This is a genomic window from Roseateles sp. P5_D6 (assembly GCF_054049415.1).
Genome location: NZ_JBFUMK010000011.1, coordinates 45,694 through 59,897, shown reverse-complemented (window position 1 = coordinate 59,897; position 14,204 = coordinate 45,694). Strand labels below are relative to the sequence as shown.

Annotated in this window: 12 protein-coding genes; 7 read left to right on the top strand and 5 right to left on the bottom strand. The window is 68.3% G+C overall.

Features of this window, described 5'->3' with window-relative positions:
• Positions 1-2 precede the first annotated feature (2 nt).
• The 5 genes from ACXJKM_RS16180 to ACXJKM_RS16160 form a co-directional block, all read right to left on the bottom strand.
• Positions 3-1,514 carry an ATP-binding protein gene (locus ACXJKM_RS16180; protein ID WP_457353658.1) on the bottom strand — a complete coding sequence of 504 codons (1,512 nt, stop codon included), beginning with the start codon at positions 1,512-1,514 and terminating at the stop codon, positions 3-5.
• Positions 1,498-2,223 carry a response regulator gene (locus tag ACXJKM_RS16175; RefSeq protein WP_056203803.1) on the bottom strand — a complete coding sequence of 242 codons (726 nt, stop codon included), beginning with the start codon at positions 2,221-2,223 and terminating at the stop codon, positions 1,498-1,500. The genes ACXJKM_RS16180 and ACXJKM_RS16175 overlap by 17 nt, the downstream gene beginning before the upstream one ends.
• A complete protein-coding gene (locus tag ACXJKM_RS16170) occupies positions 2,220-3,512 on the bottom strand; it encodes an ABC transporter substrate-binding protein (RefSeq protein WP_457353656.1) in 1,293 nt (430 codons plus the stop codon). The genes ACXJKM_RS16175 and ACXJKM_RS16170 overlap by 4 nt, the downstream gene beginning before the upstream one ends.
• Before the next feature lie 149 nt (positions 3,513-3,661).
• Positions 3,662-6,004, bottom strand: a complete 2,343-nt coding sequence (locus tag ACXJKM_RS16165; RefSeq protein ID WP_457353654.1) for an FtsX-like permease family protein — start codon at positions 6,002-6,004, stop codon at positions 3,662-3,664.
• Positions 5,997-6,698 (bottom strand): ABC transporter ATP-binding protein, encoded by a 702-nt coding sequence (locus ACXJKM_RS16160; RefSeq protein ID WP_457353652.1) that lies wholly within the window; start codon positions 6,696-6,698, stop codon positions 5,997-5,999. Before ACXJKM_RS16160 ends, ACXJKM_RS16165 begins: the two co-directional genes overlap by 8 nt.
• A gap of 131 nt (positions 6,699-6,829) precedes the next feature.
• On the opposite strand from ACXJKM_RS16160, the gene ACXJKM_RS16155 reads away from it, so the two are divergent.
• From ACXJKM_RS16155 to urtD, 7 genes are all read left to right on the top strand, one after another.
• On the top strand, positions 6,830-7,414 hold the full coding sequence (locus tag ACXJKM_RS16155) for a hypothetical protein (RefSeq protein ID WP_457353650.1): 585 nt from the start codon (positions 6,830-6,832) through the stop codon (positions 7,412-7,414).
• A gap of 13 nt (positions 7,415-7,427) precedes the next feature.
• Positions 7,428-8,444, top strand: a complete 1,017-nt coding sequence (locus ACXJKM_RS16150) for a sensor histidine kinase (RefSeq protein ID WP_457353648.1) — start codon at positions 7,428-7,430, stop codon at positions 8,442-8,444.
• The gene (locus ACXJKM_RS16145) at positions 8,441-9,190 is read left to right on the top strand and encodes a LytR/AlgR family response regulator transcription factor (protein WP_457353646.1); all 750 of its coding nucleotides are present in this window, start codon (positions 8,441-8,443) and stop codon (positions 9,188-9,190) included. The genes ACXJKM_RS16150 and ACXJKM_RS16145 overlap by 4 nt, the downstream gene beginning before the upstream one ends.
• 231 nt (positions 9,191-9,421) lie before the next feature.
• On the top strand, positions 9,422-10,672 hold the full coding sequence (gene urtA / locus ACXJKM_RS16140) for an urea ABC transporter substrate-binding protein (protein ID WP_056203781.1): 1,251 nt from the start codon (positions 9,422-9,424) through the stop codon (positions 10,670-10,672).
• 117 nt (positions 10,673-10,789) lie between these two features.
• The gene (gene urtB, locus ACXJKM_RS16135; protein ID WP_457353644.1) at positions 10,790-12,331 is read left to right on the top strand and encodes an urea ABC transporter permease subunit UrtB; all 1,542 of its coding nucleotides are present in this window, start codon (positions 10,790-10,792) and stop codon (positions 12,329-12,331) included.
• Positions 12,328-13,374, top strand: a complete 1,047-nt coding sequence (gene urtC, locus ACXJKM_RS16130; RefSeq protein ID WP_056203775.1) for an urea ABC transporter permease subunit UrtC — start codon at positions 12,328-12,330, stop codon at positions 13,372-13,374. The genes urtB and urtC overlap by 4 nt, the downstream gene beginning before the upstream one ends.
• Complete coding sequence (urtD, locus tag ACXJKM_RS16125; protein WP_457353642.1) at positions 13,371-14,204, top strand: urea ABC transporter ATP-binding protein UrtD; 834 nt, start codon at positions 13,371-13,373, stop codon at positions 14,202-14,204. The genes urtC and urtD overlap by 4 nt, the downstream gene beginning before the upstream one ends.

Here is a 14,204-nt window from a genome sequence, read left to right as displayed (position 1 = left end):
GCTCAGCCTGCAGGTAGGGCTACCCGGACTTCAAATCCGCCGGCCGGGTGATTACGAAACCCGACCGTGCCGCCATGGTCCGCCACGATCTCGCGCACGATGGACAGGCCCAAGCCCAAGCCCTCCTTGCGCATCGCGGCGCCATGCTCCAGCCGCGTGTAGGGCTGGCCCAGCCGCGCCAGCGCGCTCTCCGGCACACCGGGGCCATGGTCGCGCACGGTCACGAGCACGAGGCCGTCCTCGTCGCTGCACACGCTGACCTCCACCGGTTGCTGCTGGCTTTCGCCGTAGAACATCGCGTTGTCCAGCAAATTGCCGATGGCTCGCTTGAGCGCCAGCGGCTTGCCGAATACCGTCAGCGCCTCGTTCTGCAGCTCGATCTTGTGCCCGCCCATGCGCGCGTCGCGCACCATCTTCTGCAGCACGAGGTCGATGCGCAGCGGCGCGCGGTTCTCGTGGATGTCGGTGTCCTTGACGATCTGCAGCGCCGTTTTCACCATCATGTCCAGCTCGTCGAGGTCCTCATGGAACTCGTCCTGCACGGCGGTGTCGTCCAGCAACTCGCTGCGCAGGCGCAGCCGCGTGATCGGCGTGCGCAGGTCGTGCGAGATGGACGCGAACAGCCGCTCGCGGTCGCCGATGTAGCGGCGGATGCGCTCCTGCATGTCGTTGAAGGCCTCGATGGCTTGGCGCACCTCCTGCGTGCCGCTGACACGCAATGGCTTGGGCGCCACGCGCCGGCCCACGCGCGCGGCCGCCTGGCTCAGGCCTGCCAGCGGCCGCGTGATGGCGCGCACGGCGATCAGCGTCAGCAGCACGGCCAGGCCCAGGGCCAGCAGTTGCGGCGTCAAGCGTTGCCAGGTGAAGAACTCCAGCTGCTCCAGGAAGTAGGGATCGGGCAGGGTGCTGCTGAGGTAGAGCCACACGCCCGGCTCGGTCTCGGCCTGGATGACGAGAAAGGGCGCGGGCCGCTCGGCGGCAATCAACGAGGGCTCGACCCAGCTCTCCGGCAAGTCGCTCAGCAGCGCGCCGCTGGGCGACACGGCCAGGCCGATGGGCGAGGCCAGCGCCACGCGCAGCGGCGTGCCCTTGGGCAACTGGGCGGTCAGTTCCTGTGTGACCTGTTGCTCCAACATGTGCGCCATCGGCTGGCTGGGAAGGGGCTCAACACTGACCGCGGCGCCGTTGAAGAAGACGAGGAAGCGTGTGCCGCCCATCGTGCGCAACTGTTCGATGAGCAGGGGGCGATAGGCCGCCGGCAGCTCACGCAGCGCACGTACGGCACCTATTGCACCGCTGGCGACGTGATGCGCGGCCAGCTCGGTCTGGCGCCGCACCCGCTGCTCGATCTGGCTGTACCAGAGCAGGTTGACGACCAACTGCACAAGAGCCAGGCCGCCCAGCATGGCGAGCACGAAGCGCCCCTGCAGGCTGTCGAAGAGAAAGCTGCTGGCGCGATGCCACCAGCTTCGCGCTGGTACGGGTGGGCCGGCGTCCTCAGCCTCCGAGGGCATGCCGCGGTGTCACCGTCGTTGAGAAAACGTAGCCCGAGCCGCGCACGGTCTTGATCAGCGCCGGCTGCTTGCCATCGTCCTGCAGGCGCTGGCGCAGGCGGCTGACCTGCACGTCCAGCGACCGGTCCAGCGGCCCCAGGTCGCGGCCGCGCGTGACCTCGGCCAGGCGGCTGCGGTCCAGCACTTCGCCGGGGTGCTCGACGAGGAGCTTGAGCAGCTGGAAGTCCATGCCCGACAGCGCGGTGGCTGTGCCGTCGGGGTCGATGAGGCTGCGCTCCAGCAGGTCCAGCGTGAAGCCGTTGAAGGCGTAGTAGCGCGGCTCCTTGGCCTTCTCCTGGCCGGTGCGGCGCGTGATGGCCTTGATGCGCGCCAGCAGCTCGCGCGGGTTGAAGGGCTTGCCGAGGTAGTCGTCGGCGCCCAGCTCCAGGCCGACGATACGGTCGGTTTCGTCGGCGCTGGCGGTCAGCATGATGACGGGCACCTCGGAGCGGCGGCGCACCGACTGGCACAGCGTGAAGCCCTCGGTGTCGGGCAGCATCACGTCCAGGATGCACAGGCTGATCTCGTCGCGGTGGCGTTCGAACTCGGCCATGAAGCTGGCGCCATCGTGGGCCAGCAGCACCTCGTACTGGTTTTTCTCGAGATAGGTCTTCAACAGGCTGCGGATTTTTTGATCGTCGTCGACGATCAGGATCTTGCGCGGGGTCATGGGGAGGCTTTCGTCTTCGGAGCGAGTGCGCGCAGCAGGCCCTGCAGCTTGCGCTGTGCGGCGGCGGGCGTCTGGCTCGGGTCCAGCGCAAAGCGGTGGACGGTTTCGATGATGGCGTTCTTGCCGACCTCGCCAAAGGCCATGCGGTGCACGAGGCTCGGCACGCGCGGCGTGTTGGGGTTGGCGAAGAGATGGAAGGAGGCTTGCGCGCAGGGGTCCAGCTCGTCCACCGGCACGTCGCGGCGCACGGGGATGGAGCCCTTGATGCGGTTGTAGCCCAGTTGCAGCGTGGCGCTGCCGAGCAGCTCGGCCATCTTTTCCTGGTCGGCCTGGCTGCCGCCATTGCCGGCCAGCATGGCCAGGGTGTCGATGCTGTAGAGATGGGCCTGGGCGGTGCCGGGCACGGCCTTGCAGCTGAAGTCGCGCTCACCTTCCAGCCCCATGGCGCCCAACTCGCCGCGAGCCCAGTCGCCCATGATCATCATGGCCGCGCGCTCATTGGCGAAGTCGGCAACGACGTCGGTCCAAGGGCGCTCGCCGGGCGCCACCCCGCTGGCTGGCAGAGCGAGGTTGCGCCAGTTGCGCAGGCGCTTGAGGGCGCGCTCCAGCGCCGGGTCGTCGAAAGCGCTGAGGTCGCGTTGCTCCAGCATGCGGCGGTACAGCGCCGGGCCGGCCTCGCTGAGCAGCATGGCCTCGAAGATGGTGGCCACCTGCCAGGGCTCGTCGCTGAAGGCGACCGGCGTGACGCCGACGGCGCGCAGCTTGACGGCGGCGCGCTCCAGGCCGTCCCAGTCATTGGGCGGCTCGATGCCATGGCGCTTCAGCAACGCCTTGTTCAAGTAGAGGTTGTTGATGCGCTGGATGCCCAACGGTGCCGCGACGATGTGCCCGCGCACCGTCACCTGGGCCATGACCTGCGGGAACATGACCTTGGACCAGTTGCGCTTCGCGGCGACACCGTCGAGTTCGAGCAGCAGGCCCATGTCGGCCCATTCGTTCATGGACGCGCCGTTGAGCTGGGCCACCTTGGGCGCCATGCGGCGCAGGATGCGCTCGTTCAGCACCTTGATGGCCGGCCCGCCGCCGCCACCGGCCACGGCACCGTCCACCCACTTCAGGCCGTTCTCGGCCATGCGTGCGGCGACGTGGTTGGCCGCGGCGCGTTCGCTGGTGGATGTCCACCAGTGCAGCACGTTGAGCTCACCGCTGCCTTCGGGCGCAGACGAGGTCGAAGCAGGCCCGGCCGCCATGGCCGCGCAACTCCAGGGCAACACCGCCAACGCCAACATGCGCCGCATCTTGCGGGCCGCCCGGCAGCGCCAACCTTGCGTTTCGTACGACTTCTGTAATGTTGTGTGACTCAAGGAGATCGCCACCTGCCGGGAGGCCGCGATTGTCTTGAGAAGTGCTTCAAATGGCGATTGGGGCTTACCGTGACTCAGGCGTAGGCAAGCGCCTGCGCAGCGGGAATGCGCAACGCGCGGCGTGCGGGCAGCGCGCAGGCAATCAGCGAGATCAGCGCCATCAATCCGAGCCAGCCGAACGCCGTGGCCGGGCTCGGCAGCAAGCGCCATGGCACGCTGAACATGATGCGGCCGAAGGCCACCTCGAGCAGGGCGCTGATGGGCAGGGCCAGGGGCAGCGACGTCAGCCAGGCCAGCACGACCAGGGTCAGGCCCTCGACCTGCACCATTGCCAGGATGGCGCTATCGCGTGCACCGATGGCCCGAAGCACACCGATCTCGCGCCGGCGCTCCAGCACGGCCAGGCCCATCGTCGAGGCCAGGCCCATCGCACCGACGGCAATCATCACCAGGCCCATGGCGCCAAGGAAGTCCACAACCATCAGCAGATGGTCCTCGACGACGCGGCGGTTGTCGGCCTGGGACTGGCTGGCGGCGACGCCGATGCCGGCCTCGGTGAGGGACGCGCGCAGCTGCTGTACCGCGTCGAGCAGGGCGACGGGCGAGGCCGGGCGATCGAGCTTCAGCACCAGGCTGGTCGCGAGCTCGTTGCCGGCCAGCGCGTCCAGCGTGGCGCGCGAGGTGTAGGCCAGGGCTTGCGGGCCGGCATCGACGAGGCCGACGACGGTCCAGTCTCGCTCGGCGATGCGGTGGTGGCTGCCGACGATCAGCGAGGGTTGCTGCCTCTGCAGCAGGCGGCTGACGACGAGTTCGCCGTCACCGGCCAGCCAGCGGCCTTCGATCAGCCGCGGTGCCAGCAGACGTCCGGCGGACGGCACGCCGAGCAGCGTCAGCGGCTCGGCGCCGAGGCTGGTGCGCAGCCCACGCCAGGCCTCGGCCGCCGTGATGCCGGGCACGTCCAGGGCCAGCGCCTCCAACTTGCCGGCGGGTGAGGGCGCGGCCACGCGCACCTGCAGCTGGAAGCGCTGGGCATCGAAGAGATCGTCCACCGACCCGCGCACGGCGCTGCGCAGATTGGCCGCGCCCAGGTACACCGCGCCGCCGCTGGCCAGGGCCAGCACGGTCAGCAGCATGCGCTGGCGGCGGCGGAAGGCATTGCCCACTGACAGCAGCAGTGGCCGCGCCCAGCCACCGAGCAGCGGCACCAGCCGCGCCGCCAGCGCGCCACGCTGCAGGCTCAGCGGCCGGCCTTCGCGGGTGATGCCGATGTCGCGCAGCGCCTCGCCCACGGGGCGGCGCAGGGCCGTGCGCACCGGCAGCGCGGCGGCGGCCAGCGGCAGCGCGAGCCCGACGGCCAACTGCATCGTGACGCCCCACGCCGGTGTGGCGATGCCGTCGAGCGGAAAGTTCAGCAGCTCGGCCTTGAGACCGCCGTAGAGCCGCCCCAGCCACAGCGCCAAGGGCAGTGCGATCGCCGAGGCTAGCAGGCCAAGAGCGCCGGCCTGGGCCAGCACCATCGCGCCGATCTGGCCAGGCGAGCCGCCCAGCACCTTCATGACGGCGATCTCGCGCGTCTGCCCGGCCAGCATCGCGGCCACGAGGTTGACGACCAGGAAGCAGCAGGCCAGCAAGGCCAGCAAGCCGAAGGCGCCCTGGGTCATCAGCAGCGAGTCCATCTGTGCGGCGTGGATGTGCTGGCCGGGTTCGGGCACGTCGACGCTCTTGACCACGTAGCCACCGGCGATCAGCGCGGCCTTCAAGGTGTCGACGACAGCGCGCACGTCGGCACGCGTCGCGTGCTCGTCGCGCATGCGGAATTGCAGTTCGTTGAAGCCGGCCGGCGCACCCAGTCGGGTCAGCATGGCCTCGCTGCCGTAGAGGTAGACGAGGTTTTCCATCCAGCCGGGCGCCTGGCTGACGTCGCGCACCAAGCCCCTGATGTCGACCGGCAGTGTCTCGGTACCGGCCACGCGCAAAGCCACCGGCTCGCCGACGCTGGCGCCGGAGAAGTCCAGCGAGGAGCGCTCGATCCACAGCCCGCCGTCGATGGGTGGCGTGTCGAGCTGCAGCCGCCCGATGTCGGCGCGCTGGAAGTCGTCGAGCGCGATGACGACGGCATTGCGCGACTGGCCATTGGCCTGCACGGCGGCCATCACGCTGCGCCGCAGCCGTGCAGCGGCGACCTGGGGCAGTGCCTTGCCAAGGGCCAGCGCCTGCGCATCGGCCCGGTCCAGCACCAGCGTGGCCGAGACGGGCAGGCTGGCGCTGTAGCCCTGGTCGGTTGCGCGTTCGACCAGGGTCCACGCATTCAGGATGGTGCCGGCGGCAGTCAGCCCCAGCGCGACCGCGAGCACGACCAGCAGGCTGCGCGCGCGGTGTTGCCAGAGGTCGCGCCAGGTTTTGAAAACCTTAGTCATGTCGACGGTCCTCGATGAGGCGGCCGTCGCGCAGGCGCAGGCTGCGCTGCACCTGGCCCAGAGCGGCGGCTTCGTGCGTGACCATGACGATGGTGACGCCTTGTTCCCGGGCCAGCTCGGCCAGCAGCGCCAGCAGCGCTTCGGCGTTGACGGAGTCGAGGTTCCCAGTCGGCTCGTCGGCCAGGATCAGCGCCGGCGCGTTGGCCAGCGCCCGGGCCAGGGCCACGCGCTGCTGCTGGCCGCCTGAAAGGGCAGACGGGAACTTGTCCGCCTGGTCGGCCACACCCAAGCGCTCGAGCAAGGCCCGAGCCCGTCCGGGTCGTTCGGCGGCCGGCCATTGGTCGCAGAAGTCCATCGGCAGCATGACGTTCTCGAGCGCCGTCAGCGTGGGCAGCAGCTGGAAGAACTGGAAGACGACGCCGACGGCGCGGCCGCGCCAGCGGGACAGTGCGCGCTCGGGCAGGGCGCGCAGGTCTTGACCAGCCACGCTCAGCTCGCCGCAGCCGGCGCGGTCGATACCGGCGAGCAGGTTGAGCAGCGTCGACTTGCCACTGCCCGAAGGGCCGACCACGGCGACAAACTCGCCGGCGTGGATGTCGAGGTCGAGGGCGGCGAGGGCCTGGAAATCGCCGCCCGCAACCGGGTAGCTCTTGCCGACGCCGCGCAGGCGGATGAGTGAGGTGTTGGGGTCCATGGTGACCAATGTAGGAAGCCGCCGGCCGCGCGGCGCACCGTTGGACGGCACCGTTGTGCCACTCGGCGATTTGGCCCTCGCCAGGCGTCGCGCGCGTCGCGATGCTGCGCCATCCCTTACCTGGAGACGTCATGAAAGCTCTTGTCCTGTCCCTCGCTCTCGCCTTCACCGGCATTGCCCATGCCCAGCATGGCGGCGCGGTGCCCGCAGCCGCCGCTGCGCCGGCCGAAGCCGCGCAGTTCGACTTCCTCGTTGGCCAGTGGGAGCTGGAGGTGGCACCCAAGGTCGGCGGCCTGGCCGCGATGATCCACGGCGCACCGAAGCTGGTGGGCAGCTGGAAGGCCTGGAAAGCCTTCGACGGCTACGGCCTGGATGACGAGCTGCGCATCTTCGATGCGTCGGGCAACCCGACGTCGCTGAACTACAGCCAGCGCATCTTCGACGCCAAGACCAAGCGCTGGCTCATCAGCGGCCTGGACGTCTACCGCGCGCGCTTCGGCAGCAGCAACGGCCAGTGGCAGGGCGGTGAAATGCTGCTCGAGGGCAGTGGTCAGAACGCCGAGGGCAAGCCGATGCTGACGCGCACGCGCTTCATGGACATCACGGCGGAGCGTTTCAAGATGCGCCAGGACCGCTCCTATGACAATGGCGCGAACTGGGAGGAGGGGACGCTGACCATCATCGCCAAGCGCACGTCGCGCAAAGCAGTTAGATAGGCGCGGAGCAGGAATGGGCAGAGCCTGGATCTGGGTGCAATGGCTGATCGGCTGGCTGCCGGTAGCAGCGCTGTTCGCGGTGCTGATGATGACCGTGCATGGCGCCGGCATTCACGAGGCCTTGCATTACTCGCTGCGGCTGATGGCGACGGCGGCCGTGCTTGGGCTCGCCGTGCACCGCTTCACCGCTCGCCTGCCGTGGCCACATCCGCTGAAGCTGAGCTTCGTCGCCAAGCATGCGCTCGGTGCGACGCTGTACGCCGTGGCCTGGGTCGCGGCCAACAGCATCGTGGAGAGCCTCGTGGTGGGCCGCGTCGTCCTGGTGGTTGGGCCCGGCATCGCGGCCTATCTCGTCACCGGCGTGTGGTTCTACGTGATGATCGCCGGCGTCGCCTACGCCCAGCGCGCCGCGGCCCGCAACGCCCAGCTGGAGGCGCTGCAGGCGCGCAGCCAGCTGGCGGCCCTGCGCGCCCAGCTGCATCCGCACTTCCTGTTCAACGCGCTGCACACCGTGGTGCAGCTGATCCCACTCGACCCCGAACGCGCCACGCGCGCGGCCGAGCAACTTGCGGCCCTGCTGCGCGCGAGCTTCGACAACCCGCGTGAGTTCGTCACGCTGCGCGAGGAGTGGGCGATGGTGCAGCTTTACCTGGACATCGAGGCCATCCGCTTCGGCGAGCGCCTGCGTGTTGTCACCGAGTTCGAGGACGCGGCGCTGAACGAGCTGCTGCCGAGCTTCGCGCTGCAGACGCTGGTGGAAAACGCGGTGCGCCACGGTGCCGCGCCGCGGGTCGAGGCGACGACGGTGCGGGTCACTGCACGCGTCGAAGGCGAGACCCTGTTGATCGCCACGGCTGATGACGGCATGGGCGCTGAGCCCGCCGCGCTGGAGGCCGGTGGCACCGGCCTGCGCCGGCTGCGCGAGCGGCTGGGTTGGCTCTACGGCGCCAGCGCTTCTCTGACGGTGCAGACGGCGCCTGGCCGGGGCCTGCGCGTCGAACTGCGCCTGCCGGTGAAGGACGAGGCATGACGGCCGCTGTCACCGCCCTGATCGCCGACGACGAGCCCGTCGCCCGTGCCGGCCTGCGCCATCTGCTGCGCGGCCTGCCCTGGCTGCATTGCGTGGGCGAAGCGGCCGACGGCCCGGCGGCGCTGGCCGAGATCCAGCGCCTGAAGCCCGAGCTGGTCTTCCTGGACATCCAGATGCCGGGTTTGCTGGGCACCGAGGTGCTGCGCCGCCTGGCGGCGTCCGGCACGCCGCCACTGGTCATCTTCACGACGGCCCACGCTGAACACGCCATCACGGCCTTCGAGCTGGGCGCGCTGGACTATCTGCTCAAGCCCTTCGGCGCTGAGCGGCTCAATGCCACGCTGGAGCGTGTGCGCGCCGCCCTGGGCGAGCCCTGCCCACCGGCGTTGGAGCGACTGGCCGAGCTGCTCGGGCGCGGCCCGCTGACACGCCTGTTCGTGCGCAGCGGCGCGGCCATCGTGCCGGTGGCCGTGGCCGAGGTCAGCCACTTCGAGGCAGTGGGCGACTACGTCGCCGTGCACGCCGGCGGTGCCGAGCACCTGCTGCATCTGGCCCTGGCGCGGCTGGAGGAGAGGCTGGACGCCGAGCGCTGGGTGCGCATCCACCGCGGCTGCATCGTCAACCTGGATGCGGTGGCGCGCTTTCGTCGCCTGGCCAATGGCCAGCTCAGCGCCGAACTGAAGGACGGCCGGGCGTTGATGGTCAGCCGAAGCCGGTCCCAGGTCTTGCGCGGCTTGGCTGGCTAGGGTCTACCCGCAAGCCACAAATCGGGGCATGACTAGCCCCGTTTTCGTGCAATAGCCCGATGCTGCAGTACACCAACGGTGCAAATTGCACCGCGACAGGGCTGTCATGGGCCGTGAACGTGCGACCCGGTGGGCGATCGCCGGGTGTGACGAAGTGCACGAAGCTGGCACGAGGCTTGCGCTCATGCCCTCCGGCTACCCGACCCTCACATCCAACCTGGAGGAATACCGATGCTTCGCCGTTCCGCTCTTGCACTGGCCACCGCTGCCACCCTGCTCCCCCACGCCGCCTTTGCTGCCGACACCATCAAGGTCGGCGTGCTGCATTCGCTGTCCGGCACCATGGCCATTTCCGAGACGGTGTTGAAGGACACCGTGCTGATGGCCATCGACGAGATCAACGCCAAGGGCGGCTTGCTCGGCAAGAAGCTGGAGCCGGTGGTGGTTGACCCGGCTTCCAACTGGCCGCTGTTCGCCGAGAAGGCCAAGCAGCTCATCTCGCAGGACAAGGTCGCCGTCGTGTTCGGCTGCTGGACCTCGGTGAGCCGCAAGTCGGTGCTGCCGGTCTTCGAGCAGACCAACGCGCTGTTGTTCTACCCGGTGCAGTACGAGGGTGAAGAGCTGAGCAAGAACGTGTTCTACACGGGTGCCGCGCCCAACCAGCAGGCCATCCCCGCCGTCGAATACCTGATGAGCAAGGACGGCGGTGGCGCCAAGCGCTTCGTGCTGCTGGGCACCGATTACGTCTACCCGCGCACGACGAACAAGATCCTGCGCGCCTTCCTGAAGAGCAAGGGCATCCCCGAAGCCGACATCATGGAGGACTACACCCCCTTCGGCCACGCGGACTACCAAAGCATCATTGCCAAGATCAAGAAGTTCGCCGCCGAAGGCAAGAAGACGGCGGTCATCTCCACGATCAACGGCGACTCCAACGTGCCCTTCTACAAGGAACTGGGCAACCAGGGCCTGAAGGCGACCGACGTGCCGGTGGTGGCCTTCTCCGTGGGTGAGGAAGAGCTGCGCGGCGTGGACACCAAGCCGCTGCAGGGCCACCTGGCCGCGTGGAACTACTTCATGTCGATCAAGGCGCCGGCCAATGACGCCTTCATCAAGAAGTGGAGCGACTACGCCAAGGCCAAGGGCATCGCCGGCCACAAGGACAAGCCGCTGACCAACGACCCGATGGAAGCGACCTACATCGGCATCAACATGTGGGCGCAGGCCGTCAAGAAGGCCGGTAGCACCGACACCGACAAGGTCATCGCCGCTATGGCTGGCCAGACCTTCACCGCACCGTCGGGCATCACGTCCAAGATGGACGAGAAGAACCACCACCTGCACAAGTCGGTCTTCATCGGCGAAGTGAAGGGTGATGGCCAGTTCAATGTGGTGTGGAAGACGCCCGGCCCGGTCAAGGCCCAGCCGTGGAGCCCCTACATCCCTGAGAACAAGGGCAAGAAGGACGAGCCCACGAAGTAAGCCGCAGCAAAAGTGCGGCGCGCCGTCCGTCCGACCGGCCAGGCCGGGTTGGGCGGCGCCCACTGGAGAGGCGCGCGTGCTGTCGCACCGCGCTGGTTTTGACTCGGCTGGGCCTTCATGATCAAGCGACTTCTTTTCGGTTGGCTGCTGGCGCTGTGTGGCCTTCAAGCCTGGGCTGCGTTGCCACCCGAGCTGCTCACCCGCATCGCTGCGGGTGAGGGTGACGAGCGTGTCGCCGCCCTCAACGAGGCCGTGGCCCAGGCTGACCCGGCGCTGGCGGACTACCTGCACGCACTGCTCGACGGCCGAGTGCGGCTGCGCGAGGGCAAGGCGGTCGTGGCCGCCGAGGGCGCCGCGCCGCCCGACGGCGAGGAGCCGATGCTGAACAACCGCCTGCGCCGCGAGATCGACTCGGCGCTGGCCGGGCTGGCCCTGCTGTCCAAGGACCGCGGCGTGCGAGCCAAAGCGCTGGCGACGCTGCGTGAGGATGCCAGCGCCGCCAAGCTGCCGCTCTACGAGCGTGCGCTGGCGGCCGAGACGGACGCGGGCCTGCGCAGCCAATTGGGCGCGCTGGTAGCCGGCGCCAAGCTGTCGTCAACGGACGCCGCACAGCGCCGTGCCGCCGCCGTCGAGCTGGCCGGCAGCGCCGACCCGACGACGCGGGCCCTGCTGCTGGATCGCATCGGCAGCGAGACCGATGCCTCCACCAAGGCCGCGATGAAGAGCGCCATCGACGCCATCGGCGACCGCCTGGCCTGGGGCGAGCGCGCGCAGCTGCTGTTCTCGGGCCTGAGCCTGGGCTCGGTGCTGCTGCTGGTGGCGCTCGGCCTGGCCATCACCTACGGCCTGATGGGCGTCATCAACATGGCGCACGGCGAGCTGCTGATGGTGGGCGCCTACGCCACCTATTGCGTGCAGCAGGGCTTTCGCGCCTGGCTGCCCGCCGCCTTCGATTACTACCTGTGGCTGGCGCTGCCCGCCAGCTTCATCGTCGCGGCCCTGGTCGGCGCAGCGATGGAACGCACAGTCATCCGCTGGCTCTACGGCCGGCCGCTGGAGACGCTGCTGGCGACCTGGGGCATCTCGCTCGTGCTGATGCAGGCCGTGCGCACGTTGTTCGGCGCGCAGAACGTGGCAGTCGAGAACCCCACCTGGCTGTCCGGCGGCTGGGCACTGCTGCCCAACCTGACGCTGCCCTACAACCGCCTGGCCATTCTTGGATTTGCAGCGCTGGTGCTGGTCGGCATGGCTTTGCTGCTGGCCAAGACGCGTTTGGGCCTGATGGTGCGTGGCGTCACGCAGAACCGCCGCATGGCGGCCTGCGTGGGCGTCAACACCGCCAAGGTTGACACCATGGCCTTCGCGCTCGGCTCCGGCATCGCGGGCCTGGCCGGCTGCGCACTGAGCCAGATCGGCAATGTCGGCCCTGACCTCGGCCAGAGCTACATCGTCGACGCCTTCATGGTCGTCGTGCTCGGCGGCGTCGGCCAGCTTGCCGGCACCGTTTACGCGGGCCTGGGCCTTGGGGTGCTGTCCAAGCTGCTGGAGGGCTGGCAGGGCGCTGTGCTCGCCAAGATCGCGCTGCTCATGTTGCTGGTGCTCGTCATCCAGAAAAAGCCGCAAGGCCTGTTCGCATTGAAGGGCAGGTCGGTCGAATGAAGAAGACGTTGCTCATCGCGGTGGCCCTCGTGCTGCTGTTCGTGCCCTTGCTGCACCTCGCTTTCCCGCCCGGCCACGCGCTGCACTTGAGCGAGTTCTACGTGGGCCTGCTCGGCAAGTTTCTTTGCTTTGCCATTTGTGCCCTGGCCTTGGACCTCATCTGGGGTTTCGGCGGCATCCTGTCGCTGGGCCATGGGCTCTTCTTTGCCCTGGGTGGCTATGGCATGGGCATGTACCTGATGCGCCAGATCGGCCGTGAAGGCCAGTACCAGTCGGACCTGCCGGACTTCATGGTCTTCCTGAACTGGAAGGAACTGCCCTGGCACTGGGCGCTCAGCGATTCGCTGGCGGGGCAGATCTTCCTGGCGTTGGCCGTGCCCGGCCTGCTGGCGGCGGTGTTCGGCTACTTCGCCTTCCGCTCGCGCATCCAGGGTGTGTACTTCTCCATCATCACGCAGGCGCTGACGGTGGCGGCCATGCTGCTGTTCTTCCGCAATGAGACGGGCTTTGGCGGCAACAACGGCTTCACCGATTTCAAGCGCATCGCCGGCATGCCGCTGAACACGCCGGGCATGAAAGTCGGTCTGTGCATCGCCAGCGGCCTGGCGCTGATTACTTGCTACCTGATCGCCCGGGCACTGACAAAAAGCCGCTGGGGCCGCATCCTGCAAGCCATCCGCGACGCCGAGGGTCGCGTGCGCTTCCTCGGCTATGACCCCGTCGCCTTCAAGCTCAGCGCCTACGTGATCTCGGCCGTCATGTGCGCGCTGGCCGGCATCCTCTACGTGCCCCAGGTCGGCATCATCAACCCCGGCGAGATGAGCCCGGCGGCCAGTATCGAGATGGCCATCTGGGCAGCGGTCGGCGGGCGCGGCACGCTGATCGGACCGGTGCTCGGTGCCTTCTTCGTCAATGGGACGAAATCGGTCTTCACGGCCTGGTGGCCGGAGGGCTGGCTCTATATCCTCGGCGGGCTCTTCATCGCGGTGACGCTGTTCCTGCCGCAAGGCTTGATGGGGCTGGCGAAGAGGTTCAAGAAATGACACCAGAACTTCTTGAGGCGGGCGCTGAGGCTCGCTCCCGTGCCATTACCCGCTTCGCCACGTCTGGCGAGCCTGTTTTCAACCAAGGTGTTGCGCTCTACGTCGAAGAGCTGAAGGTCGCCTTCGATGGCTTCCAGGCGCTGGGCGGCTTGTCGTTCACGGTGGGCGTGGGCGAACTGCGCTGCGTCATCGGTCCGAACGGTGCTGGCAAGACGACGACGATGGACTGCCTGACCGGCAAGACGCGGCCCGACAGCGGGCGCATCTTCTTCGGCAGCAACCTGAACCTGCGCTTGATGAGCGAGCAGCAGATCGCCCGCGCGGGCATCGGCCGCAAGTTCCAGAAGCCGACGGTGTTCGAGGCGCTGACCGTGGCCGAGAACCTGGAGCTGGCTCTCGCCGGTGATCGCCGTGCGCGCTTTGCAATGCGCGCCAAGCTGAATGGCGAACAGCGTGATCGCCTGGATGAGCTGTTGAAGACGGTTCATCTCGCCGACGAGCGTGAACGCGTCGCCGGCCTGCTGAGCCACGGTCAGAAGCAGTGGCTGGAGATCGGCATGCTGCTAGCGCAAGACCCCAAGCTGCTGCTGCTCGACGAGCCCGTGGCGGGCATGACCGACGAGGAGACCGAGCGCACCGCCGAGCTGTTCCTGAGCCTGGAGGGCAAGCATTCCCTCGTCGTGGTCGAGCACGACATGAACTTCGTCGGCACGCTGGCCGGCGCGCATCGCACGGTCACGGTTTTACATGAAGGCAAGACCTTGGCCGAAGGCACCATGGCCGCCGTGCAGTCCGACGAGAAGGTGATCGAGGTGTACCTTGGCAGATGA

Excerpts from the sequence above, each read along its gene's own strand:
- ACXJKM_RS16145 (WP_457353646.1), top strand. The coding sequence starts at position 8,441 with ATGACGGCCGCTGTCACCGCCCTGATCGCCGACGACGAGCCCGTCGCC.
- ACXJKM_RS16175 (WP_056203803.1), bottom strand. The coding sequence starts at position 2,223 with ATGACCCCGCGCAAGATCCTGATCGTCGACGACGATCAAAAAATCCGC.
- ACXJKM_RS16150 (WP_457353648.1), top strand. The coding sequence starts at position 7,428 with ATGGGCAGAGCCTGGATCTGGGTGCAATGGCTGATCGGCTGGCTGCCG.
- ACXJKM_RS16170 (WP_457353656.1), bottom strand. The coding sequence starts at position 3,512 with ATGTTGGCGTTGGCGGTGTTGCCCTGGAGTTGCGCGGCCATGGCGGCC.
- ACXJKM_RS16180 (WP_457353658.1), bottom strand. The coding sequence starts at position 1,514 with ATGCCCTCGGAGGCTGAGGACGCCGGCCCACCCGTACCAGCGCGAAGC.
- ACXJKM_RS16165 (WP_457353654.1), bottom strand. The coding sequence starts at position 6,004 with ATGACTAAGGTTTTCAAAACCTGGCGCGACCTCTGGCAACACCGCGCG.
- urtC (WP_056203775.1), top strand. The coding sequence starts at position 12,328 with ATGAAGAAGACGTTGCTCATCGCGGTGGCCCTCGTGCTGCTGTTCGTG.
- urtD (WP_457353642.1), top strand. The coding sequence starts at position 13,371 with ATGACACCAGAACTTCTTGAGGCGGGCGCTGAGGCTCGCTCCCGTGCC.
- urtA (WP_056203781.1), top strand. The coding sequence starts at position 9,422 with ATGCTTCGCCGTTCCGCTCTTGCACTGGCCACCGCTGCCACCCTGCTC.
- ACXJKM_RS16155 (WP_457353650.1), top strand. The coding sequence starts at position 6,830 with ATGAAAGCTCTTGTCCTGTCCCTCGCTCTCGCCTTCACCGGCATTGCC.
- ACXJKM_RS16160 (WP_457353652.1), bottom strand. The coding sequence starts at position 6,698 with ATGGACCCCAACACCTCACTCATCCGCCTGCGCGGCGTCGGCAAGAGC.
- urtB (WP_457353644.1), top strand. The coding sequence starts at position 10,790 with ATGATCAAGCGACTTCTTTTCGGTTGGCTGCTGGCGCTGTGTGGCCTT.